Below are 21,290 nucleotides of genomic sequence, written 5' to 3'. Positions count from 1 at the left end.
TATGGAAGCCCGCATCTCCATCATCACCATCGCCGTCGACGATCTCGAGCGCGCCACACGCTTCTACGAGGCGATGGGCCTGACCCGCCATGCCGGCATCACCGACGGCGTCGCCTTCTTCCAGATGGGCGGCGTCATTCTCGGCCTGTTCCCGCGCGCAAGCGCCGAAGAGGATTCGGGCATCACCTTCGGCACGGCGCCGTCGGCGATCTACCTCGCCTACAACACGCGCTCCGACGCGGAGGTCGATGACGTGCTGACGATGGCCGAGAAGGCCGGCGGCCGCATCGTCAAGCCGGCCGGCCGCGCCTTCTGGGGCGGCTGGTATGGCTATTTCGCCGACACCGAAGGGCATGTCTGGGAAGTGGCGCACAATCCGGCTTTTCCGATCGCGGAAGACGGCAGCATCTCGCTGCCGGGTTGAGCGCGTTTCCCACCGCTTCCGACGATACCGATCATTTCCGCATGATGTGCAGTTTTCTGCAACGATCCGGATGGTTTTCTCGCCGAAGCTCTGTATGAGGACGAGGCATGAACCATGACGCCTACGACAATGCCTATATCGCCGGCATCCTCAATTCGGTGAAGACCATCGCCATGGTCGGTGCGTCCGCCAACGATGTGCGGCCGAGCTATTTCGTGTTGAAATACCTGCTGGGCAAGGGGTTTTCCGTGTTCCCGATCAACCCCGGCCAGGCCGGCAAGGAAATCCTTGGCCGGATGACCTATGCCAGGCTCGCCGATGTTCCCGAGCCGATCGACATGGTCGACGTCTTTCGCGGCTCGGCGGCGGTGCCGGGCGTTGTCGACGAGGTCTTGCGGCTCGATCCGTTGCCGAACGTCATCTGGATGCAGCTTGGCGTGCGCCATGACGAGGCAGCCGCACGCGCCGAGGCCGCCGGCATCAAGGTGGTGATGAACCGCTGCCCCAAGATCGAATATGGCAAGCTGTCAGGCGAGATCGGCTGGACCGGCGTCAACTCAGGCGTGCTGTCGTCGAAGAAGCCGCTGATGCGGCCGGGATTCCAGAGTTTTGGCGTCCGCCGGAAGTAGGTGGTGAATGGTGAATATTGAATGGTGAATGGAGGGATTTTTCCGGAAGGCGGCCACAGCGGCATATGAGCCGCTTGCAATCAGGATGGGGCTGGCCGACCTTGCCTTCACCATTCACCATTCACCATTCACCATTCACCATTCACCATTCACCATTCACCACTCAGCATTCAGCATTCAGCATTCAGGGGAGGTAATCCATGACCCGCACGCCCGGTTTCAACACGCTCGCCGTCCATGCCGGCGCCAAGCCCGATCCGGCGACCGGCGCGCGTGCCACGCCGATCTACCAGACGACCTCCTTTGTCTTCGATGATGCCGACCATGCCGCTTCGCTGTTCGGGCTAAAAGCCTTCGGCAACATCTACACCCGGATCATGAACCCGACGCAGGCGGTGCTGGAAGAGCGTATCGCGGCACTCGAAGGCGGCACCGCGGGTTTGGCCGTCGCGTCGGGCCATGCCGCGCAGGTGCTCGTGTTCCACAACCTGATGCAGCCCGGCGACAATTTCGTCGCCGCGACAAGGCTTTACGGCGGCTCAATCAACCAGTTCGGCCACGCCTTCAAGAATTTCGGCTGGCAGGTGCGCTGGGCCGACACCAACGACATCTCGACCTTCGAAAGCCAGATCGACGAAAGGACCAAGGCGATCTTCATCGAGAGCCTGGCCAATCCGGGCGGTGTCTTCGTCGACATCGAAAAGATCGGCGACATCGCCCGCAAGCATGGCCTGCCGCTCATCGTCGACAACACGCTGGCCTCGCCCTATCTGGTGCGGCCGATCGAGCATGGCGCCGACATTGTCGTGCATTCGCTGACCAAGTTCATCGGCGGCCACGGCAATTCCATCGGCGGCGCCATTGTTGACGGCGGCACCTTCGACTGGTCGAAATCCGGCAAATATCCGATGCTGTCTGAGCCGCGCCCCGAATATGGCGGCCTCGTCCTGCACGAAACATTTGGCAATTTCGCTTTCGCCATTGCCGCGCGCGTGCTCGGCCTGCGCGACATGGGCCCGGCGATCTCGCCCTTCAATGCGTTCTTGATCCTGACCGGCCTGGAAACCCTGCCGCTCAGGATGCAGCGCCATTGCGACAATGCGGTCACCGTCGCCGCGTGGCTGTCCAACCACCCAAAAATCGCCTGGGTGTCCTATCCCGGCCTGCCCAGCGACAACAACAATGCGCTGCAGAAGAAGTACTCGCCGCTTGGCGCCGGTGCCGTGTTCACCTTCGGCCTGAAGGGCGGCTATGCGGCGGGCATCAAATTCGTCGAGGCGCTCGAATTGTTCTCGCACCTCGCCAATGTCGGCGACACCAAGTCGCTGGTCATCCATCCGGCATCGACCACGCATCGGCAACTGTCCGACGAGCAGAAGGTCGCGGCCGGCGCTGGGCCGGATACGGTCAGGCTGTCGGTCGGCATCGAGGATGTCAACGACATCGTCGCCGATCTGGAACAGGCTCTCGCCAAGGTCTGACCCCTGCTGCAAGGAGTTTCCATGACCGCGCCGAAGTTTCTCTCCGTCGATATTGAAAGCGTCGAGCCGGAACCTGGCGCGCCGGCGCCGGATCGCCTGATTTCAGGCGATCCAAAGTTCCGCACCTGGAATGTCGAGGAACGCGACGGTGGCCTCTATGCCGGCATCTGGGAGGCGACGCCGGGCAAATGGCGCATCGAATACGACGAGTGGGAGTTTTGCCACATCCTGTCGGGCGTTTCGGTGATTTCAGAGGAGGGCGGCGAGGCGCGCACCGTCAGGGCCGGCGACAGTTTCGTGCTCAGGCCAGGCTTTAAGGGAAGCTGGGAAGTGCTTGAAACGACACGCAAGGAGTATGTGATCAAGCTTTGATCATTGCCCGGTGTGCACGACGAGTCTTTCCAGCCCGTGGAAATGATAGGTGTCGCGAAAACGCTGCTGTTCGGCCAGATGCAGCCGCGGCAGCCGGTCGAACAAGGTTTTCAGCGATACCTGCAATTCGAGCCGGGCGAGCGGCGCGCCGATGCAGAAATGAATGCCGGCGCCGAACGAGACGTTCTTCTGGTCGGCGCGATCCGGCCGGAAGGCGAGGGGTTCGGCAAAGGCCGCCGGGTCGTGATTGGCCATGCCGAGCAGCAGGCCGATCGTCTGGCCCGGCCGCACGATGACACCGGGACCGACCTCGATCTCTTCATAGGCATAACGCGTGAACATGTGCAGCGGCGCGTCGAAGCGCAGGCATTCCTCGACCGTGGCGGTGGTCGTTTGCGGCGAGGTGAAGAAGCGGCGCGGGTGGCCGCCTTGCGCGAGAATCGCGCGCACCGCATTGCCGGTCTGGTGGACGGTCGCCTCGTGGCCGGCATTGAGCAGCAGGATCGCCGAGGACACCAACTCGTCCTCAGAGAGTCTTTGGCCATCGTCTTGCGCCGAGATCAGCAGCGACAGCAGATCGTCGCCGGGTTTTTTGCGCCGCTCGGCAACATGGCCGCGCAGGAAATCCGAAAAATCATGTGCTGCGCGATTGGCCGTCTCTTCCGTTTGGCGGGTGCGGCCGTGCATGTACATGGCGACCATCCGATGCGACCATTCGAGGAGTTGCGGTCCCATCTCGACCGGCACGCCGAGCATCTCGGCAATGATGGTGATCGGCAAAGGCGATGCGAAGGCTGGCAGCAGGTCGACCTGGCCCGGTTCGAAACGGTTGATCAGTTCGTTGGCCAGCGCCTCGACGCGTGGCCTCAGCCGCTCGACCTGGCGCGAGACGAAGGCGCGGTTGACCAGCGTTCTGAGCCTGGTGTGAACGGGCGGTTCCAGCTCCAGCATCGAATTGGCCTCGATGCCGTCGAAGCTGCCGAGATGGCTGCGATCCTCGCCGACGGCGCTTCTGTCAGGGATGCCGGCCGGGTTGTGGCGGCCGAAGCGCCGGTCGCGCAGCAGCCGGCTGACGTCGTCGAAGCCGCCAAAGCACCAGAAGCCGAACTCTTCCCAGAAGAAGACATTCGATGCGCCATGCATGAAGGCATAGGCCGCGTAGGGGTTCTGGAAGAAAGCCGCCTCGTGCGGGTCCAGTCGCAGATGGCGGGTCGAGGAATCGAAGGCAAGATAGGTCGGCTTCAATTTGGTCATGCCAGACAATTAACGCATGACCCCGAAAACCGGAATCGGTTTTCGGAAAGGATCATGCGCAGATTCAAAGTTTTGGAGCGTCCCTTGCGCGTCGAACGACGCGCGGCGCTCCAAGGCTTGCCAGCTTGATGCCAGACCGTATGTTGGCGCCCGGCAATCTGATGCGTGTCGCCCAAAAGCATGCCCTTGGGCCTGACCCGAGGGTGTGAATCGACAACGACATGCACAAAAGCGCATTGAGCCAGCCGGCGCGGCTGCGGAAAGACTGACTTGATGAATGTGATCGTGGTTGGCGCAGGTATTGCAGGGCTGTCGACGGCCTGGTTGCTGGTCAAGGCCGGGCACCGGGTCTCGATTGTCGAGCAGGGACCGATTCCCAATCCGCTTGCCGCCTCGGGCGACCATCACCGCATCATCCGCCGCGCCTATGGCGCAGCCTCGGGTTATGGCCGGCTGATCACCGAAGCCTATGCGGCCTGGGACGAGATGTGGGCCGATCTCGGCGAGAACCATCTCGACCCGCGCGGCTTCATCTGCATTTCGCGCGAGCCGGGAGACGAAGCCGAGGAATACCGCGAGGGCATGGAAGCCGGGAACTACCCGATCGAACTGTTCGAGCCGGACGCCGCGGCCAAGCGCTGGCGCTTCCTGCAGCCCGGCTCGTTCCGCTACGCGTATTTTTCGCCGGAGGGTGGTGCGCTGCATTGTCGCAAGATTGCCTTCCGTCTCGCCGAATGGCTGCGGAGAACCGGCGCCAATGTCTACGAAAACAGCAAGGTGACGGAGGTCGACGCCGAGGCTGGCCGCCTCGTGCTTGAAAGCGGCGAGACGATGCAGGCCGACCGCATCGTCGTCACCGCTGGCGCCTGGGTGCTGAAACTGTTTCCAGAGCTGGGCGGCGACCTGAAGACCTGGCGCACCGCGCTCGCCTATGTCGAACCGCCGGCGGATCTGAAAGCAGCATGGCATTCAGCCCCGGTCATCCTCGACGTCGGCGGCGCCGTCGACGGCTACGTGATCCCGCCGTCCGGCGGTGCCGGCATGAAATTCGGCTCAGGGCTGCACAGGGTGCCGACCAGCGATGCCGACTGGAACCGCCAGCCGGTGGCGGGCGAGGGCGAGGCGATCCGCGACCTGTTTTCGCCGCCGATTGCCCGTGTCGAAGAATACAAGGTCACCGAGGTCGTCACCTGCGCCTACACCTTCACCGTCGACGAAAAGTTCCTGGCGCATGAGAAGGGCAAATGCCTTGTCGTCTCGGCCTGCTCCGGCCACGGCTACAAGTTCGGCGCGGCAGTCGGCAGGCGTGTCGCAGCGACCGTCGGCAATGGCGACGTCGGCGGCTTGAAAGCGTGGCTGCGGGCGGAGGCGGTCTGACCTAAAACCGGCAGTGCCGCGCAATACGCACCTGCCGCCAGCGCGACGAGCCCTCGCGGACCAGAACCCGGCGCGCCACTGTCTGGTAGGTGGCGGGAAAATTGACGATCCGCCGCTGCTCCGGCTGCACCAGAACCTCCTCGGCGATGCTCTCGTACTCGGCGGGACTGACGACGCGCCGCTGGCGCCCCGGCTGCACCACCACGGTCTCGGCCACCCGTTGGTAGCGCGCCTTGTGCCAGATCTTGCACAGCACCTTGCGGCCGTTGATGACGCGCCATTCCCAGGAGAAGCTCCCATCGACCTTCACCGTGCGGTAGACGGTGCGGGTGATGGCAGGCTCGATCTCGTAGCTGACACGCGCCGGTGCGATCTGCACCACCCGCTCGCGCGTCCCGTAGATCGCCGGAACGGATTCCACCTGCTGACCGGCCGGGCTGACGAGCACGTTTTCGTAGACGGTCTTGTAGACGGCCGGCCTGTTGACCTGCTCGTAGCACTCGACGGCGCGCCCGCCGGCAGCCGTTTCGGACACCATGCTGAGGACGGCGAGGCTGGCGATGGCCGAGGAAGCCGTTTTCCCGATCATTGCACTCCCCCCAGTTTGAACTTTCCACGCAAGCTCAACGTTGAATTGTAGGGGAAGCCGTGTCGCGGGAAAGCGGTTTCGGCACATTTCGTTAAGCGACGCGGTTAAGAAACTGTTACAGGGCGGCGGCGCCGCGCCGCTTCAAAAGCAGCCGGCGCAGCTTCGGGCGAATTCTGTGCAGAAACCTTGATTCGACTTAACCGGATGGCTAGGACGGGCGGCCTTGCGCTAGGGTGAGCCGACATCCTATTTACAGGGATAACGATCCAGAACCGATTCTGCCCGACTTGCTCATCTCCGGCGCCGGAATCCCATCTTCAATAAGGGATAGTCCATGAAGAACCCCGTCGAAACCTACATGAACCTCGTTCCGATGGTGGTCGAGCAGACCAATCGCGGCGAGCGGGCCTACGACATTTTCTCGCGGCTCTTGAAAGAGCGCATCATTTTCATCACGGGTCCGGTCGAGGACGGCATGGCGACGCTGGTCTGCGCGCAGCTCCTATTCCTCGAGGCGGAGAATCCGAAGAAGGAAATCAACCTCTACATCAATTCGCCCGGCGGCGTCGTCACCTCGGGCATGGCGATCTACGACACCATGCAGTTCATCAAGCCGGCGGTGGCGACGCTGTGCATCGGCCAGGCCGCCTCGATGGGCTCGCTGCTTCTCACCGCCGGCGAAAAGGGCATGCGCTTCGCCACGCCGAACGCCCGCATCATGGTCCACCAGCCTTCCGGTGGTTTTCAGGGCCAGGCTTCCGACATCGAGCGCCACGCCCAGGACATCATCAAGCTGAAGCGCCGCCTCAACGAGGTCTATGTCAAGCACACCGGCAAAAGCTACGACGAGATCGAAAGGACGCTCGACCGCGACCATTTCATGACCTCCGACGAGGCCAGGGATTTCGGCCTCATCGACAAGGTCATTTCGTCGCGTGAGCCGATCGAGGGTCTTGCCACATAAGCCCGGTGGCAGCTGGATGGTGCGAAAACACGCTTTTGATGCCGCTTGCGGCATTTCGGCCACAATTGGCTGTTCCCTCGACGGGAGCGATTGCCTACGTTAAGCCTATGTTGATTTTCGACGGCTTAGCTTTGTGCGGGGTTGATGCGAATCATTGCGACGTTTTCTGATATGTGTTTCGTATGGAATGCGTTGCGGGAGCCGGACTACTGGCGGCGGCGATTTCCCGCGATAGATTGAGTTATGCGCCCTTTCAACCAGACCATCGGCGGGCGGCTATGAAAGGACATGAAAATGAGCAAGGTCGGCAACAGCGGCGGTGATTCCAAGAACACGCTTTATTGCTCGTTTTGCGGGAAGAGCCAGCACGAAGTGCGCAAGCTGATCGCCGGCCCGACGGTGTTCATCTGCGACGAATGTGTCGAGCTCTGCATGGACATCATCCGCGAGGAGAACAAGACCTCGATGGTGAAGTCGCGCGAGGGCGTGCCGACCCCGCAGGAGATCCTCAAGGTTCTCGACGACTACGTCATCGGCCAGCCCTACGCCAAGCGCGTGCTGTCGGTGGCCGTCCACAACCACTACAAGCGCCTCGCGCATGCCGGCAAGAACAACGACGTCGAACTGGCGAAGTCCAACATTTTGCTGATCGGCCCGACCGGTTGCGGCAAGACGCTGCTCGCGCAGACGCTGGCCCGCATCATCGACGTGCCGTTCACCATGGCCGATGCGACGACGCTGACCGAGGCCGGCTATGTCGGCGAGGACGTCGAGAACATCATCCTCAAGCTGTTGCAGTCGGCCGACTACAATGTCGAGCGCGCCCAGCGCGGCATCGTCTACATCGACGAGATCGACAAGATTTCGCGCAAGTCGGACAATCCCTCGATCACCCGTGACGTGTCGGGCGAGGGCGTCCAGCAGGCGCTGTTGAAGATCATGGAAGGCACGGTCGCTTCCGTACCGCCGCAGGGCGGCAGGAAGCATCCGCAGCAGGAATTCCTGCAGGTCGACACCGCCAACATCCTGTTCATCTGCGGTGGCGCCTTCGCCGGGCTGGACAAGATCATCTCGGATCGCGGCCGCAAGACCTCGATCGGCTTCGGCGCCACCGTCGCGTCGCCCGAGGATCGCCGCACCGGCGACGTTTTCCGTCTGGTCGAGCCTGAGGATCTGTTGAAGTTCGGCCTCATTCCCGAGTTCGTCGGCCGTCTCCCGGTCCTGGCAACGCTGGAGGACCTCGACGAGCCGGCGCTGATCCAGATCCTGACCGAGCCGAAGAACGCGCTGGTCAAGCAGTACCAGCGGCTGTTCGAGATGGAGAATGTCGACCTGACCTTCCACGAGAACGCGCTGTCGGCGATCGCCAAGCGCGCCATCGAGCGCAAGACCGGCGCGCGCGGCCTGCGCTCGATCATGGAAGCGATCCTGCTCGACACGATGTTCGAGCTGCCGGCGCTGGAAGGCGTGCGCGAAGTGGTTATTTCGGAAGAGGTGGTGTCCGGCAACGCCAGGCCGCTCTACATCTATTCCGAGCAGAAGGAAAAGAAGGGCAACGTCAGCGCCTGACGCCAGTCCTGTAGTGGAGTTCTTCAAACGGCGCCGCAAGGCGCCGTTTTGCCGTTTGCGGATGGGCAGGCTATGATGAACGGATTATGACGGATTGGATGAACGGTTTCGTGTCGACCCTTGATCTTTGCCTCGCGTGCCTCCAACTAACGGAAGAAGGCCGTGGCGCCGAATTCTGTGCTGTAAAACTCCCGTCACAAACGGTGGTAGGCGGAACCATCCCCGGTCGTTAATATGAGAATCGCGGTTGGCCGATTGGCGGTCGCGACATGAAAGGTTGGACAATGGCCAAAATATCCAAGGCTCCCAGCGACGGCGTCTACGCAGTCCTCCCACTGCGCGACATCGTGGTGTTCCCGCATATGATCGTTCCGCTCTTTGTCGGGCGTGAAAAGTCGATCAAGGCGCTGGAAGAGGTGATGGGTCAGGAAAAGCAGATCCTGCTTGCGACCCAGATGAATGCCGCCGATGACGATCCCGAGTCCGATGCGATCTTCGACATCGGCACACTCGCCAATGTGCTGCAGTTGCTGAAGCTGCCGGACGGCACCGTCAAGGTGCTGGTCGAAGGCGCCTCGCGCGCGAAAATCGTTTCGTTCACCGACCGTCCCGACTTCCACGAGGCCCGCGCCGCAGCACTGGTCGAACCGGATGAGGAAGAGGTCGAGGTCGAGGCGCTGGCCCGTTCCGTCGTCACCGACTTCGAGAACTACGTCAAGCTGAACAAGAAGATCTCGCCCGAAGTGGTGGGTGCCGCCAGCCAGATCGACGACTATTCCAAGCTCGCCGATACGGTTGCCTCGCATCTTGCCATCAAGATCCCCGAGAAGCAGGAGATGCTGGCCACGCTTTCGGTCAAGGAGCGGCTGGAAAAGGCGATGGGCTTCATGGAAGCCGAAATCTCCGTCCTTCAGGTCGAGAAGCGCATCCGCTCGCGCGTCAAGCGCCAGATGGAGAAGACGCAGCGCGAATACTACCTCAACGAGCAGATGAAGGCGATCCAGAAGGAGCTCGGCGAGGGCGAGGACGGCCGCGACGAGGCCGCCGAGATCGAGGCGCGCATCAAGAAGACCAAGCTCTCCAAGGAGGCCCGCGAAAAGGCGGAAGCCGAACTGAAGAAGCTGCGGACGATGTCGCCGATGTCGGCTGAATCGACCGTCGTGCGCAACTATCTCGACTGGATCCTGTCGATACCGTGGGGCAAGAACTCCAAGGTCAAGCAGGATCTGGCCTTCGCGCAGAACGTGCTCGACACCGACCATTTCGGCCTCGACAAGGTCAAGGACCGCATCGTCGAATATCTCGCCGTGCAGAGCCGCCAGAAGAAGCTGAAGGGGCCGATCCTGTGCCTCGTCGGACCTCCCGGCGTCGGCAAGACCTCGCTCGGCAAGTCGATCGCCAAGGCGACCGGCCGCGAGTTCATCCGCATGGCGCTGGGCGGCGTGCGCGACGAGGCCGAGATCCGCGGTCACCGGCGCACCTATATCGGCTCGATGCCCGGCAAGGTCATCCAGTCGATGAAGAAGGCGAAGAAGTCCAACCCGCTCTTCCTGCTCGACGAGATCGACAAGATGGGCCAGGATTTCCGCGGCGACCCGTCGTCGGCGTTGCTCGAGGTGCTCGATCCCGAGCAGAACTCGACGTTCATGGACCACTATCTCGAGGTCGAATACGACCTGTCGAGCGTGATGTTCGTGACGACGGCGAACACGCTGAACATCCCCGCGCCCTTGATGGACCGCATGGAGATCATCCGTATCGCCGGCTACACCGAGGACGAGAAGATCGAGATCGCCAAGCGCCACCTGATGCCCAAGGTGATCCGCGATCATGCGCTGCAGCCGAAGGAGTTCTCCGTCGGCGAGGACGCGATCCGCGGCATCATCCAGACCTACACCCGTGAAGCGGGCGTCAGGAGCCTGGAGCGCGAGCTGATGAAGCTCGGCCGCAAGGCGGTGACCGAGATCCTGAAGACGAAGAAGAAGACCGTCGACATCACGGCCGACAATCTCGCCGATTACCTTGGTGTTCCGCGCTTCCGCTTCGGCCAGGTCGAGGCCGACGATCAGGTCGGCGTTGTCACCGGGCTCGCCTGGACGGAAGTCGGTGGCGAGCTGCTGACGATCGAAGGCGTCATGATGCCCGGCAAGGGCCGCATGACGGTGACCGGCAATCTGCGCGACGTGATGAAGGAATCGATCTCGGCGGCGGCCTCCTACGTCCGCTCGCGGGCTCTCGATTTCGGCGTCGAGCCGCCGCTGTTCGACAAGCGCGACATCCACGTCCACGTACCAGAGGGGGCAACGCCCAAGGACGGACCGTCGGCGGGCGTGGCGATGGCGACGGCGATCGTCTCGGTGCTGACCGGCATCCCGGTCAGGGCCGACGTGGCGATGACCGGCGAGATCACGCTGCGCGGCAGAGTGCTGCCGATCGGCGGGCTCAAGGAGAAGCTGCTTGCAGCACTGCGCGGCGGCATCAAGAAGGTGCTGATCCCGGAAGACAACGCCAAGGATCTGGCGGAGATTCCGGACAACGTGAAGAACGGTATGGAGATCGTTCCGGTCGGGCGGGTCGGTGAAGTCTTGCGCCATGCGCTGGTGCGTATGCCGGAGGCGATCGAGTGGGTCGAGCCGGTCAATGCGCCGGCTGCGGTGGATGCCGGAGACGACGCCAGCAAGTCGCTAGCTCATTAGCACGTGCTAAAGTTGCAATGCACAACGGGGAGCCGGGCCTAGAGCCCGGCTCTTTCATGTGAAAAACCCCGGAATTCCGGGGTTTTTTCGACTCTTTTGACGCTTTTCGACTTGGTTGCGGAAGCGCTTCTTTCTAAAGTCCGTTTCCTGCCGGATGAGTCGTACGTTCCGGTTTCTCATGGAAGGGAATTTTTATGAACAAGAACGAACTGGTGTCCGCTGTCGCCGACGCCGCGAGTATTTCGAAGGGTGACGCGCAGTCGGCGGTCGATGCGGTGTTCTCCGTCATCACCGGCGAACTCAAGAAGGGCGGCGATGTCCGGCTTGTCGGCTTCGGAAATTTCACCGTCTCAAAACGCGCTGCCTCGACCGGCCGCAATCCGCAGACCGGCGCAGAAGTGCAGATTCCGGCGCGCACCGTGCCGAAGTTTTCAGCCGGCAAGGGCCTCAAGGACGCAGTCAACTAAGCGCCCTCGTACCCTTTTCAGAGACCAGAAAAGCCGGGCATGCCCGGCTTTTCCTTTGCGCCCACTTTGGCGGGCTCTATACCGTCGGTGCATCGGCGCGCATCAGCCCTTCCTGCTTGAGATCTGCCCACAGTGCCGGTGGCAGCTTCGCGTCGAGCAGCGACCGGTTGCTTTCGACCTCGCTCGGCCGCTGGCCGCCGGGGATCACCGACACGACCGAAGGGTGCAGCAGCGGAAATTGCAGTGCCGCCTCGATCAGGCGCACACCGTGGCGCTTGCAGACAGCCTCGATGCGCGCGACGCGGTCGATGATGTCCTGCGGCGCCTCGGTATAATTGTAATAGGCGCCGGGCTTCGGACCGGTTGCCAGGATGCCGGAATTATACGGCCCGCCGAGAACGATGCCGATGCCGCGCTTCTGGCATAGCGGCAGGAAGGATTGCAGCGCCTCCTGCTCCAGCAGCGTATAGCGCCCGGCAAGCAGGAACAGATCGAAGTCGCCGCGCTCGGCAAGCGTCTGGGCAACCTGCCATTCGTTGATGCCGCCGCCGAACGCCTTGATGACGCCCTGGTCACGCAGGGACAGCAGCCCGTAATAGCCCGAGCGCATGAACTCTTCGATGCGCTGGTCCGCGGCCTGCTTGCTGCCATGGGTGAAGACGTCGATGTCATGCACGAAAAGAATGTCGATGCGGTCGACGCCGAGGCGTTCCAGCGAGGCTTCGAAGGAGCGCATGACGCCGTCATAGCTGTAGTCAAAAACCTCGCGGCGCGACGGCGTGTCGAAGAACTTGCCGATGCCGGTGCGCTGGTCCGGCGGGCAGGCGCGCATGATGCGGCCGACCTTGCTCGACAGCACATAGGCGTCGCGCTTTTTCGAGCGCAGGAACGGATTGAGCCGCGTTTCCGACAGGCCAAGCCCGTAGAGCGGCGCGGTGTCGTAGTAGCGGCAGCCGACCCGCCACCCAGCCTCCAGGGTGGCGTTGGCATCCTCATCGGAGACGGCGCGATAGAGATTGCCGAGCGGCGCCGTGCCGAAGCCAAGTTCCGTGAACGCGATGCCGCCATTGCCGATGCGGTCGAAATGCCGTGTCTTCATATGCTGCCGTTTCCTTATTTCCGTATGTCCCGAGACTATCATGCCTGAGGCGCTGCAAAAGCACTCCGAGCCGTTGGACACGAACTTTCACGGTGATAGCATGAGCAAAAACAAGCTGTTCGGGGAAGATGTGACCAAACAATCCAGATGGGTTTTTGAGGGCAGCAAGCTGGTGGGTCTGTCATCATGACGAATGCCGGCACAGATCTGTTCAGGATTGCACTCGACGAACTTGGCACGGTGCTGGCTCGGATCGGCGAAAGCCGTATCGACGCCGCCCGCCACACCAACATGGAGTAGGCGGCATGCGCTACGAGCTGATGCTGCCGCACCAGATCCGCAAGGCGATCGCCGAGAACTGGCCGGTCGTGCTCCCGCTCGGCGTGCTCGAATACCATGGTGAGCACATGGCCGTCGGCATGGATACGCTGGCGGTGGTCAAGATGCTGGAGCTGTTCGAAAAGGAAGCCAACATCGCCATCCTGCCAGCCTTCTACTATGGCGCGGCGAGCTACGCGGTGGCGCCGCCAGAGGGCAATGGCTCGGTTCAGGTCGGCGGCAGGGCGCTGGCGCCGTTCGCGGAGGAACTGTTCTACAGCCTGCTGCGCATCGGTTTTCGCAACATCCACGCCATCATCCACCACCAGACCGAGAACTTTGTTGCCGGCATGCCGACCGATCTCGCCTTCAAGACCGCTGGCCGCCAGGCGATCTTCCGCTTTCTCGAGAAGGAGCGCGGCGAGGGCTGGTGGGCCTCCGAGACGATGGCCGGCTACTATGCCGAGCACGCCGAGAGCGGCAATTTCTTCAACTGGATACAAGTGCATCCGCTGATGCCGACGGTGACGGACGGCCAGTATCCCTTCGATCATGCCGGCATCGGCGAGACGTCGCTGATGCTGGCGCTGTGCCCAGAAGCGGTGGACGCCGGCCACTTCGCCGACAATACGGGATGGTATACGGCGACCGCCCCTGAGGCCTCGACGGAACTGGGGCAAAAGGGCGTCGCGATGATCCTCGAGCATATGCGGGCGATATTGTCACGCTAACGGATGCGCCATTTCGAGCGTTGCAGGATGCAGGATGAAAACCGTAGCGATCCTTCGCGCCCCCCTCTGTCCTGCCGGACATCCCCCACAAGGGGGGAGATTCGCTGTTTCAGCCGCCCCGCTCATTCCTGCGGCGTTGGAGATTAGCGAAAACCGGCGTGGCGGCCGATCTCCCCTCAAGTGGGGGAGATGTCCGGCAGGACAGAGGGGGGCGCTGTCCCGCCGGCGTTCAAAAGCATCCACAGTTGCAACGCTCGAAGGAGTGGCGAGGGCCTACTTCACCGCGCCTGCGGTCATGCCCATGATGAGGTAGCGCTCCAGCGCGATGCCGATGACGGCGAGCGGCGTGATCGCGGCGGTGGCGAGTGCGGCCATCGACCACCAGTTGATACCCTGCGAGCCGGTCTGGCTCGCCACCATGACGGGAATGGTTTTTGCGTCGGTCGAGGTCAGCAGTGCGGCGAAGAAATACTCGTTCCAGCACAGCACCATCGCCAGGATGAAGGCCGCGACCATGCCCGGCAGCGCGATCGGCATGACGATGCGGAAGAAGGCGCCCCAGATCGACAGGCCGTCGACGAGGGCTGCTTCCTCCAGTTCGACCGGGATCGAGTTGAACTGGTCGCGCATGATCCAGATGACGATCGGCAGCACCATCAGCGTGTAGAGCAGGATCAGCCCGATGCGCGTGTCGAGCATGCCGACTTCCCGGTACAGCACGAGAAAGGGCAGGGCGAGCACCACCGGCGGCAGGATCAGCTGCGACAGGAAGAAGAAGGAGATGTCCTCGTTCTTGAACCAGGCGAAGTGATAGCGGAAGCGGGTGAGGCCGTAGGCGGCGAGGCTGCCGATGACGATGGCGAGGCTCGATGCACCGACCGAGGTGATGACCGAATTCATGAAGCGCTTGATGAACTCGTCGCGCACCGTCGAGGTCCGGAAGATCGCATCCGGCGACAGGCCGAGCGAGCGCCAGCCCTTCCAGTCCGGCTGGAAGTCGACGAACGGGATGAGATGGCCCTGGGTGACGTCGACCGCGGTCTTGAACGAGGTGGTTATCGTCCAGTAGATCGGGAACAGGCAGATGAAGGCCCAGAACACCAGCGCGCCATAGATGAAGACGCGGTTGGCGAAAAAGCTCGCCGGCGAGCGGATTTCGGAAGCGGCATAGTCGGTGGTCTGGACGCTCATCTGGCCGCCTGTCAATTGACGTTGCGCACGAAGCGATTGGCGAATTTCAACAGCCACGTCACGAACACGATGATGATGATCAGGTAGGCCATCGCCAGCATGGTGCCGTAGCCGACATTCGAGCGGTCGCGATACTCGCGGTAGATGAAGCTCGACACCGAATCGGTCGCGCCGCCCGGGCCGCCCGAGGTGACGGTGATGATGATGTCGGCCAGCTTCAGCTTGAAGATGATGCGCAGGATGATCGCCGTCACCGATACCGGCAGCATCAGCGGAAACGTGACCTGCCAGAACGTCTGCCAGGCATTGGCGCCGTCGACCCTGGCCGCCTCAAGCACCTCGCGCGACATCGCCTGAAGCCCGGCGAGCAGCATGATCATCATGAACGGGATGAACGTCCAGGCATCCAGCACCATGATCGAGATGCGGGCGGTGATCGGGTTTGAGAAGAAGGCGGGGTTTTCCCAGCCGAGCTGGCGCGCCAGCGCGGCAGCCGGCCCGAAGCGGTATTCCATCAGCGACTTGCCGATCATCCACGACACCGCGACCGGCGACAGCATCAACGGCATGAGGAAGACGACACGGAAGAATTTACGCGCGCGGATCTGTGCGTTGAGCAGCAAAGCGAGGCCAAAGGCGATGACGTATTCGACCAGCACCGCCAGCACATAGAGCACCATGTTGAACAGCGCGTTGCGGTAATAGGGATCGGCCAGCATCTGCCAGAAATTGTCGAGCCCGTTGAACTTGCGGCCGGAGAAGGAACTGAGATTCCAGTCGGTCAGCGCGATGTAGAAGCCGAACAGCGTCGGGAAGATCACCATGGCGATGGTGAACAGCAGCGCCGGCAGCAGGAACAGCGCGCGCTGGCCGTCTTCGCCGCGCGTCAGTACCTGGCCGATGCCGAGTGCTATACCCCACAGCACGTAGGCATAGACGACCGGCCGCCAGGTCTCGAAGCCGATCGTGTTAACCTCTGACTTGTAAAGGATCTGAACTGCGATCACGGCCAGAAGGCCGAGCGTCGCAACGGCCATCAACGCCCGGCCGAGCCGCCTGCGGCCCGGCGATATCAGATCGGATGGAGCGGCGTTTGCCGGCCACGCACTGGTGGGCAAAGTCTGGTCTGCCACGCGTCTCGTCCGTTCACTGAAGGCCGCTATGACCGGCAGGCCGGTCAAGCTGTTATGACCGGCTGGCCGGTCAAACTGTTATGACCGGCTGGCCGATCAAACTAGGGTCCGGCGGCTTTGCGTCGCCGGACCGCGGTTCCCGAAATCTCAACCTACATGCCGAGCGAGGCCTTGTAGAGCTTGATTTGGTTGTCGCGACCGATCTGGTCGGTCAGCTTCTCCCAGGCGGCTGCGATGGCGTCAGCGCCTTCTTGCGCCGTCATCTTGCCGGCGAAGGTGTTGGCCAGGATGTCCTCGGCGGCGCTGTAATATTGGAAGATGCCGGGGATACGCGGCTCGATCGCGGCGTTCGGATGGTTGTAGCTGTCGGCCTCCGATTTCAGATACGAGGTGATGAAAGCCTCGTCGTAACCGGCCGCCACCCATTCCGGAATGTCGAAATGCGAGTTGCGGTAGGGTTGGAAGCCGGACGGGTATGCTGCGCACCAGAGCGACAGGTCCTTGCCGCCGAGATGGGCAGCGGCAGACCAGGCCGCCTTCTTCTTCTTTTCGTCGCTGTCGACCCGTGCCATGACGTAGACGCCCCAGCCGAGATAGGCGCAGTTCGGCGAATAATTCGGGCCGCTGGCGAGCTTGTCCCACTGGCCGGTCTTGGAATTGTAGACGTCATCCGAGCCGGGCAGGATCGAGAAGCCGGTGACGTCGCCGACAACAGAACTGTCGTTGGTCTTGACGTTGGAGCCGACGTCGCCCCACCAGGTGACCATCGAACCGGTGCCGGCCAGGAACTGCTGGAAGGCGGTGGTGTTCGGGTCGGCGTTGATCTGGTCGGCAGGCTCGGACGGCAGCGCGTCGATCACGTCCTGGATCGCCCGCACCCAGGCCGGATTGTTGATGCGCGGCTTCATCGTATCGGCGTCGAACAGCCAGGCCTTGTCGTCGGGATGCTTGGCATATGCGCTGGCGCGGCTGCCGAGGAAATAGAAGCCGAAGCCGCCCCAGGCCTTGGGCGCGTCGAGATAGCCAAAAACATCCTGGCCCTGGAACTGCTTGCCCTTGAGGAATTTTGTCACCGCCTGCACCTGCTGCCAGGTTTTCGGCACGCCCCATTCACCGCCACCGCCGCCGTCCTTCCACGCCTTGGCGAGGTCGGCATCGGCAAACACGTCGGTGCGGTAGTTGAAATTGTGCGCGTCGCCGTCGACGGTCACGCGGTACTGCTTGCCGTCCCAGGTGCCGACCGGTGGCTGCAGATAGGCCACGACGTCCTTCATGTCGATCTGGTCCTTGACCCAGTCCGGCATTTCGGAGGTCAGGCCCTTGCCGCAGACGTCGCCTTCGAACGGCGCGCCCATCTCGATGATGTCGAAATCGACGGTGCCGGTGGCGATCGACTGCTGCAGGCGAGCGTTATAGTCCGCCTGCGCCAGGTCGATCCAGTTGATCTTGGCGCCGGTATAGGTCTCCCACGGCTTCAGGAAGCCGCGAAACAGCACATTGTGCAGGTTCTGGTTGTTGAGCCCCATGAAGGTGAGCTGGACGCCGGCGAATTCGCCTTCCTTGACGCTGGCCTTGGTCGCCTCCAGGCAAAGCTCGCCGACCTGCTGGAAGTCGGCATCGGTCGGCTGGCCCTTGCCGACACCGGGGATCTGCAGGATCTGCGCGCGCAATTCGCTTGCCGCGGAAGCCGGGCGCGTCAGCGCGCCAAGCCCGGCGCCGGATGCCGCTGCGATCGCGGCCATGCTGGCCGCGCCCTTGAGGACATCGCGGCGAGTGGCACCCGCCCGCATGAATTGGTTGTAAAGGCTGACTTTCATTTCGTTCCTCCCAGAATCTTATGTGCTTGAATCTCTGTGGTGATTGTTCGGGTGTTTGGAGCGCTGGAAATGTTCCCCAACAACAGCGGCTCCCAGAAATAGCGGCCCAAGTTTTCCTCCGCAACGCTTCGACTTCCGTGGTCCGACCAGCGTGCCGGCGCGCCCGGAACAGGGTCAAAACCCGAGCCCGTTCACTATTCTCACAACCAGGTGCCGTGTCAAACGCGAACAGAGTTTTTTATCTATAAAAGACTGACTTGCCCTCGCCGTTTGCCTTGTTTAGCTTCACCGCAACGAAAGGGGGGCCGATGGCTCAAGTCGCGATCAGCAATGTGGCCAAGGCGTTCGGAACCGTCAAGGTCCTGCACGGTGTCAGCGTCGACATCGCCGACGGGCAGTTCGTGGTGCTGGTCGGCCCTTCGGGGTGCGGCAAGTCCACGCTGCTCAGGATGGTGGCGGGGCTGGAGACCGTTTCCGGCGGCACGATCGCCATCGGCGACCGTGTCGTCAACCATCTGCCGCCGGCCAAACGCGACATCGCCATGGTGTTCCAGAATTACGCGCTCTATCCGCACAAGACGGTCGAGCAGAACATGGCCTTTGCGCTGAAACTGCGGAAGACCGATCCGGCCGATGTCGCCGAGCGGGTCAAGCGCGCCGCCGATATCCTCGATCTCAACCCCTATCTCAAGCGCTATCCGCGCCAGCTCTCCGGCGGCCAGCGCCAGCGCGTCGCCATGGGTCGCGCCATCGTGCGCAACCCGCAGGTGTTTTTGTTCGACGAGCCGCTGTCTAACCTCGACGCCAAGCTGCGCGTCCAGATGCGCACCGAGATCAAGGAACTGCACCAGCGGCTGAAGACCACCACCATCTATGTCACGCACGACCAGATCGAGGCCATGACCATGGCCGACAAGATCGTCGTGATGCGCGACGGCCGCATCGAGCAGGTCGGCGCGCCGCTGGAACTGTTCGACCGGCCGGCCAATCTGTTCGTCGCAGGCTTCATCGGCTCGCCGTCGATGAACCTGCTCAAGGGCGTGGTGCGCAAGGGCGACAAGCCCATCGTCGAAATCGCCGGGACGCCGTTCCCGATGGCTGCGAGCAGCAAGGTGGAGGACGGGCGCAATGTCGTCTACGGCGTCCGGCCCGAGCATCTCGAAATCCACCCTGACGGCGTGCCGGCGAAGATTTCCGTCGTCGAGCCGACCGGTTCCGAAACGCTGGTGTTTCTGCGTTTCGGCGAGGGCGAGATGGTGGCGCTGTTCCGCGAGCGCCACGACTTCAAGCCGGGCGACACGCTGCATCTGAAACCGCGGCTCGACCAGGTCCATCTCTTCGACGCAGAGACCGGCAATCGTCTCTAAAACACTTTGATTGCGCATGATCTTGTCCGAAAACCGACAACGCTTCGGGATCATGCGCCAGGCTTGGCATCAAAAAAGCCCGTTCGGGAGGGAACTATGCTCAAAGGGATCAATCCGCTGCTCAATGCCGACGTGCTTCAGGCGTTGCGGGCAATGGGCCATGGCGACGATTTGATCATCGCCGACACCAACTTCCCCTCCGATTCGGTGGCCCGCCAGACCGTGCTCGGCCGGCTGCTGCGCATCGATGCACCGGCGGCTGACGTGGTCAAGGCGGTGCTGTCGCTCTATCCGCTGGACACTTTCGTCGACGATGCCGCGGCCCGCATGGAGATCGTCGGCAAGCCGGACGAGATTCCCGCCGTGCAGCAAGAAGTGCAAAGCGAGATCGATGCGGCTGAGGGCAAGGCCTGGCCGATGATTTCGGTCGAGCGCTACGCTTTCTACGAACGTGCCAAAAATGCCTATTGCGTCATCCAGACCGGCGAGCGCCGCTTCTATGGCTGTTTTGCCTTCCGCAAGGGCGTCGTTCCGCCGGACGCGGAGTAGCGGGATGCCAGGCAAGCCTGTGGTCATCAAGCCTGTCGTCATATTGGGCGTCTTCGTCGCCGACACCGCCTACCGCGCCGCCCGCCAGCCGCGCATGGGCGAGACGATCCTTGGTACGTCCTTCACCCTCGGCCCGGGCGGCAAAGGCTCCAACCAGGCGGTCGCGGCCGGCCGTCTCGGCGCCGACATCACCTTTCTGACGCGCCTTGGCGTCGATCCCTTTGCCGACATGGCCAGGCAGACCTGGACGCAGGCCGGGGTGAAGAGCGCCGTCATCGACACGCCGGAGAGTTATACGGGTGCGGCCTATATCTTCGTCGAGGAGACGAGCGGCAACAACGCCATCATCGTCAGCCCGGGTGCGGCCATGCTGATTTCGCCCGACGACATCGAGGCTAACGCTGGCCTGATCCGCTCGGCCGGCGTCTTCGTCACCCAGCTCGAGCAGCCGATCGAGGCGGCGATGCGGGCGCTGGAGATCGCGCGCGGGGCAGGGGTGACGACCATCCTCAACCCGGCACCCGCGGCAAGCCTGCCCGAGCGCATCTACACGCTCTGCGACTATGTCACGCCCAACGAGACCGAGGCCGAGGAACTGACCGGCATCAAGGTGTCCTCCATCGACGACGCCCGCCGCGCCGCCGATCGTTTGCTTGGAAAGGGCGCCGGCGCCGTCATCGTTACGCTCGGCGAACAGGGCGCGCTGCTGCACACGGCCAGCCGCTCCGACCATGTCGGCGCGATCAAAGCCGGTCCCGTGGTCGAGACCACCGGCGCCGGCGACGCCTTCAATGGCGGCCTGGCCGCAGCACTTGCGAGAGGCGTGGACCCGCTGCAAGCGGTCCGCTTCGCCTGCGCCGTCGCCGGCATCTCGGTCACTCGGCCGGGCACGGCGCCGTCGATGCCGGCGCTGCAAGAGGTCGAGGCATTGCTCGCCAAGGCCGAAGCTGCCGATCTCCCCCCTTGAGGGGGAGATGTCGCCGAAGGCGACAGAGGGGGTAGCCTCGCGTGGAGCTCCGGCGTTCTCGCCCGCGAGGGGCCGTGCCCGGTCGAACCGACCCCCCTCTGTCCTGCCGGGCATCTCTCCCCCTCAAGGGGGGAGATTGGCCGTCACCGCCGCCTTCGCGAACCGCCACCGTTGCAGGAGCGAGCGGTGCGCCAAAGCTGCCAATCTCCCCCCCTTGAGGGCATATGCGCTAAGATAGCTTCGGCATGGACTGAAATTTGCGCTTTCGTGGTGGTTCACGCCATCGATGTCGCAAG

At 62.7% G+C, this 21,290-nt stretch carries 20 protein-coding genes; 14 read left to right on the top strand and 6 right to left on the bottom strand.

Features of this window, described 5'->3' with window-relative positions; all coding sequences use genetic code 11:
* Nucleotide 1: 1 nt before the first annotated feature.
* The 4 genes from AC0L3H_RS28190 to AC0L3H_RS28175 all read left to right on the top strand — a co-directional run bounded on the left by AC0L3H_RS28190 (nucleotide 2) and on the right by AC0L3H_RS28175 (nucleotide 2,906).
* A complete protein-coding gene (locus AC0L3H_RS28190; protein WP_287054895.1) occupies nucleotides 2-424 on the top strand; it encodes a VOC family protein in 423 nt (140 codons plus the stop codon).
* A 107-nt stretch (nucleotides 425-531) separates the two neighbouring features.
* Nucleotides 532-1,053 (top strand): CoA-binding protein, encoded by a 522-nt coding sequence (locus AC0L3H_RS28185; protein WP_287120401.1) that lies wholly within the window; start codon nucleotides 532-534, stop codon nucleotides 1,051-1,053.
* Between the two features lie 200 nt (nucleotides 1,054-1,253).
* Complete coding sequence (locus AC0L3H_RS28180) at nucleotides 1,254-2,534, top strand: O-acetylhomoserine aminocarboxypropyltransferase (protein WP_473587640.1); 1,281 nt, start codon at nucleotides 1,254-1,256, stop codon at nucleotides 2,532-2,534.
* 21 nt (nucleotides 2,535-2,555) lie between these two features.
* Complete coding sequence (locus AC0L3H_RS28175) at nucleotides 2,556-2,906, top strand: cupin domain-containing protein (protein WP_091591484.1); 351 nt, start codon at nucleotides 2,556-2,558, stop codon at nucleotides 2,904-2,906.
* On the opposite strand, the gene AC0L3H_RS28170 is transcribed toward AC0L3H_RS28175, so the two are convergent.
* The gene (locus AC0L3H_RS28170) at nucleotides 2,907-4,160 is read right to left on the bottom strand and encodes a cytochrome P450 (protein WP_473587639.1); all 1,254 of its coding nucleotides are present in this window, start codon (nucleotides 4,158-4,160) and stop codon (nucleotides 2,907-2,909) included.
* A gap of 273 nt (nucleotides 4,161-4,433) precedes the next feature.
* On the opposite strand from AC0L3H_RS28170, the gene AC0L3H_RS28165 reads away from it, so the two are divergent.
* Entirely contained in the window at nucleotides 4,434-5,537 is a 1,104-nt protein-coding gene (locus tag AC0L3H_RS28165) for an NAD(P)/FAD-dependent oxidoreductase (protein ID WP_473587665.1), read from the top strand.
* Between the two features lies 1 nt (nucleotide 5,538).
* Here the strand turns inward: AC0L3H_RS28165 and AC0L3H_RS28160 are convergent, their stop codons facing one another.
* Complete coding sequence (locus tag AC0L3H_RS28160; protein ID WP_473587638.1) at nucleotides 5,539-6,126, bottom strand: hypothetical protein; 588 nt, start codon at nucleotides 6,124-6,126, stop codon at nucleotides 5,539-5,541.
* Nucleotides 6,127-6,460: 334 nt separating this feature from the next.
* Here AC0L3H_RS28160 and clpP point away from each other — a divergent pair, with 334 nt between their 5' ends.
* The 4 genes from clpP (at nucleotide 6,461) to AC0L3H_RS28140 (ending at nucleotide 11,822) form a co-directional block, all read left to right on the top strand.
* Nucleotides 6,461-7,090 carry an ATP-dependent Clp endopeptidase proteolytic subunit ClpP gene (clpP, locus tag AC0L3H_RS28155; protein WP_091591479.1) on the top strand — a complete coding sequence of 210 codons (630 nt, stop codon included), beginning with the start codon at nucleotides 6,461-6,463 and terminating at the stop codon, nucleotides 7,088-7,090.
* A gap of 294 nt (nucleotides 7,091-7,384) precedes the next feature.
* Nucleotides 7,385-8,659, top strand: a complete 1,275-nt coding sequence (gene clpX, locus AC0L3H_RS28150; protein ID WP_027155315.1) for an ATP-dependent Clp protease ATP-binding subunit ClpX — start codon at nucleotides 7,385-7,387, stop codon at nucleotides 8,657-8,659.
* 284 nt (nucleotides 8,660-8,943) lie between these two features.
* Nucleotides 8,944-11,355, top strand: a complete 2,412-nt coding sequence (lon, locus tag AC0L3H_RS28145) for an endopeptidase La (RefSeq protein WP_091591478.1) — start codon at nucleotides 8,944-8,946, stop codon at nucleotides 11,353-11,355.
* A gap of 194 nt (nucleotides 11,356-11,549) precedes the next feature.
* Complete coding sequence (locus tag AC0L3H_RS28140) at nucleotides 11,550-11,822, top strand: HU family DNA-binding protein (RefSeq protein WP_023798342.1); 273 nt, start codon at nucleotides 11,550-11,552, stop codon at nucleotides 11,820-11,822.
* Nucleotides 11,823-11,898: 76 nt separating this feature from the next.
* On the opposite strand, the gene AC0L3H_RS28135 is transcribed toward AC0L3H_RS28140, so the two are convergent.
* Entirely contained in the window at nucleotides 11,899-12,921 is a 1,023-nt protein-coding gene (locus AC0L3H_RS28135; RefSeq protein ID WP_473493593.1) for an aldo/keto reductase, read from the bottom strand.
* 40 nt (nucleotides 12,922-12,961) lie between these two features.
* Here AC0L3H_RS28135 and AC0L3H_RS28130 point away from each other — a divergent pair, with 40 nt between their 5' ends.
* Nucleotides 12,962-13,111 carry a hypothetical protein gene (locus AC0L3H_RS28130; protein WP_473493594.1) on the top strand — a complete coding sequence of 50 codons (150 nt, stop codon included), beginning with the start codon at nucleotides 12,962-12,964 and terminating at the stop codon, nucleotides 13,109-13,111.
* Nucleotides 13,112-13,226: 115 nt separating this feature from the next.
* The gene (locus AC0L3H_RS28125; RefSeq protein WP_473493595.1) at nucleotides 13,227-13,970 is read left to right on the top strand and encodes a creatininase family protein; all 744 of its coding nucleotides are present in this window, start codon (nucleotides 13,227-13,229) and stop codon (nucleotides 13,968-13,970) included.
* 273 nt (nucleotides 13,971-14,243) lie between these two features.
* Here AC0L3H_RS28125 and AC0L3H_RS28120 read toward each other — a convergent pair whose 3' ends face one another.
* From AC0L3H_RS28120 to AC0L3H_RS28110, 3 genes are all read right to left on the bottom strand, one after another.
* Nucleotides 14,244-15,161, bottom strand: coding sequence for a carbohydrate ABC transporter permease (locus AC0L3H_RS28120; protein ID WP_027155318.1), 918 nt, complete (start codon nucleotides 15,159-15,161; stop codon nucleotides 14,244-14,246).
* 11 nt (nucleotides 15,162-15,172) lie between these two features.
* Nucleotides 15,173-16,294: a carbohydrate ABC transporter permease gene (locus AC0L3H_RS28115; RefSeq protein ID WP_473493596.1), complete on the bottom strand. Its 1,122-nt coding sequence runs from the start codon at nucleotides 16,292-16,294 to the stop codon at nucleotides 15,173-15,175.
* Nucleotides 16,295-16,446: 152 nt separating this feature from the next.
* Nucleotides 16,447-18,111: an ABC transporter substrate-binding protein gene (locus AC0L3H_RS28110; protein WP_473587637.1), complete on the bottom strand. Its 1,665-nt coding sequence runs from the start codon at nucleotides 18,109-18,111 to the stop codon at nucleotides 16,447-16,449.
* A gap of 308 nt (nucleotides 18,112-18,419) precedes the next feature.
* Here AC0L3H_RS28110 and AC0L3H_RS28105 point away from each other — a divergent pair, with 308 nt between their 5' ends.
* From AC0L3H_RS28105 to rbsK, 3 genes are all read left to right on the top strand, one after another.
* Nucleotides 18,420-19,478, top strand: a complete 1,059-nt coding sequence (locus tag AC0L3H_RS28105) for an ABC transporter ATP-binding protein (protein WP_027155321.1) — start codon at nucleotides 18,420-18,422, stop codon at nucleotides 19,476-19,478.
* 96 nt (nucleotides 19,479-19,574) lie between these two features.
* Nucleotides 19,575-20,027, top strand: coding sequence for an RbsD/FucU family protein (locus AC0L3H_RS28100; protein WP_473493599.1), 453 nt, complete (start codon nucleotides 19,575-19,577; stop codon nucleotides 20,025-20,027).
* A 4-nt stretch (nucleotides 20,028-20,031) separates the two neighbouring features.
* Complete coding sequence (gene rbsK / locus AC0L3H_RS28095) at nucleotides 20,032-20,994, top strand: ribokinase (protein ID WP_473587636.1); 963 nt, start codon at nucleotides 20,032-20,034, stop codon at nucleotides 20,992-20,994.
* The last annotated feature ends 296 nt before the right edge of the window (nucleotides 20,995-21,290 follow it).

This window comes from Mesorhizobium sp. WSM4816 (genome assembly GCF_055811535.1).
Note: the sequence above shows the minus strand (reverse complement) of the source record. Positions and strands in the feature narration are given on the sequence as shown.